Source organism: Streptomyces sp. NPDC047022 (assembly GCF_040644155.1).
Taxonomy (GTDB): Bacteria; Actinomycetota; Actinomycetes; order Streptomycetales; family Streptomycetaceae; genus Streptomyces.
This window is the reverse complement of record NZ_JBEYVV010000028.1, coordinates 87,280-89,297: the sequence shown is the minus strand read 5'-3', so window position 1 is coordinate 89,297 and position 2,018 is coordinate 87,280. Positions and strand designations below refer to the sequence as shown.

Annotated in this window: 1 protein-coding gene and 1 pseudogene; both read right to left on the bottom strand. The window is 70.3% G+C overall.

Annotation, left to right across the window (positions count from 1 at the left end):
• Window positions 1-127: 127 nt before the first annotated feature.
• Window positions 128-1,717, bottom strand: a complete 1,590-nt coding sequence (gene serA, locus ABZ845_RS24855) for a phosphoglycerate dehydrogenase (protein WP_360983245.1) — start codon at window positions 1,715-1,717, stop codon at window positions 128-130.
• 206 nt (window positions 1,718-1,923) lie between these two features.
• Window positions 1,924-2,018: pseudogene (locus ABZ845_RS24850) on the bottom strand (GntR family transcriptional regulator); the annotation flags it as partial.

Below are 2,018 nucleotides of genomic sequence, written 5' to 3'. Positions count from 1 at the left end.
CATGATCACCGGCTCGTGTGCGGCGAATTCCCGCTTGCCCAGCCTGAGCATCCGCTGTGACCTCTCCCATTCAGTCCCGTTCCCTGGCCGCCTGCCGGGCCCCGCCGCATGCTGCCTGAAGTGAGCGTCAGACCAGGTTCACCGAACGCGCGAACGTCGCGCCGATCTCCTCGGCCACCTCCGCGAGGACCGTCGCCGACACCGTGTCGTCCACCGTGAGGACCGCGAGGGCCTCGCCGCCCGCGATGTCACGGGCCACCTGCATACCGGCGATGTTGATGCCCGCCTCGCCGAGGATGCGGCCCAGCGTGCCGACCACACCCGGGCGGTCGGCGTAGCGCATCACGAGCATGTGGTCCGCGAGCGCCAGGTCCACGTCGTAGTCGCCCACCGCCACGATCTTCTGGTGGTGCTTCGGACCGGCCAGCGTGCCGGACACCGAGACCTCCTCGCCGCCGGCGAGCGTGCCGCGCACGGTCACGACGTTACGGTGGTCGGTGGCCTCCGAACTGGTCGTCAGGCGCACCTCCACACCGCGCTCCTGCGCGAACAGCGGCGCGTTGACGTACGAGACCGTCTCGTCCACGACATCCTCGAACACGCCCTTGAGTGCGGACAGTTCGAGCACCTTCACATCGTGCTGGGTGATCTCGCCGTACACCTCGACGTCGAGCCTGACCGCGACCTCGCCCGCGAGCGCGGTGAAGATACGGCCGAGCTTCTCGGCGAGCGGAAGCCCCGGCTTGACGTCCTCGGCGATGACACCGCCCTGCACGTTGACCGCGTCCGGCACCAGCTCACCCGCGAGGGCGAGGCGCACCGACCGGGCGACCGCGATACCCGCCTTCTCCTGCGCCTCGTCGGTGGAGGCGCCGAGGTGCGGGGTGCACACCACCTGGTCGAACTGGAACAGCGGGGAGTCCGTGCACGGCTCCTTCGCGTAGACGTCCAGACCGGCGCCCGCGACGCGGCCCTCCTTGAGCGCCGAGTACAGCGCGTCCTCGTCGACGATCCCGCCGCGCGCCGCGTTGACGACGCGTACGCTCGGCTTGACCTTGTGCAGCGCCTCCTCGCCGATGAGGCCCAGCGTCTCCGGGGTCTTCGGCAGGTGCACGGTGATGAAGTCGGAGACCTCGAGCAGCTCGTCGAGCGACAGCACCTTCACGCCCATCTGGGCGGCGCGGGCGGGCTGGACGTACGGGTCGTAGGCGACGACCTTCATGCCGAACGCGGACATGCGCTGCGCGACCAGCGCGCCGATGCGGCCGAGACCGACCACGCCGAGCGTCTTCTCGGCGAGCTCGACGCCCGTGTACTTGCTGCGCTTCCACTCGCTGTTCTTCAGCGCGGCGTTGGCCTGCGGGATGTTGCGGGCGGTGGCCAGGAGCAGGCCGCAGGCCAGTTCGGCGGCGGTCACGATGTTCGAGGTGGGGGCGTTGACGACCATCACGCCGGCCTTGGTGGCGGCGGAGACGTCCACGTTGTCGAGGCCGACGCCGGCTCGCGCGACGACCTTCAGCTTCTTCGCCGCGGCGATGGCCTCGGCGTCGACCTTGGTGGCGGAGCGGATCAGGATGGCGTCGACGTCGGCGATGGCCGGCAGCAGCGCCGCGCGGTCCGCGCCGTTGCAGTGCCGGATCTCGAAATCGGGTCCGAGGGCGTCGACGGTCGCGGGCGACAGCTCTTCAGCGATGAGTACGACGGGTTTCGAGCTCACGTGAGTCCTCACAAGTCCAATGCGGACGGCCGTCCCGACGGCCGCAGGCGGTGGAGGGTGCTATCCGCGTGTGAGACGCACGACGCTGTGGGCCTGACGCGTTGGTGTGTGCAGCAGTGTAGTGGCGCCGGGTGCGTCGTTTCGCGCCGCTGCGGAAGGATCACCCGGACGTGGCTGGCCGGGGCGGTGCCGTGCGGCGTCACCACCGGCCGGTGGAGGAGTTCGGCGGCGACGGGCTGACCGTGCGTCATCCGGGAGCGGCGCAGGGTGTGCACCGGCTCGTTCCGGCCGGTCTCCAGGA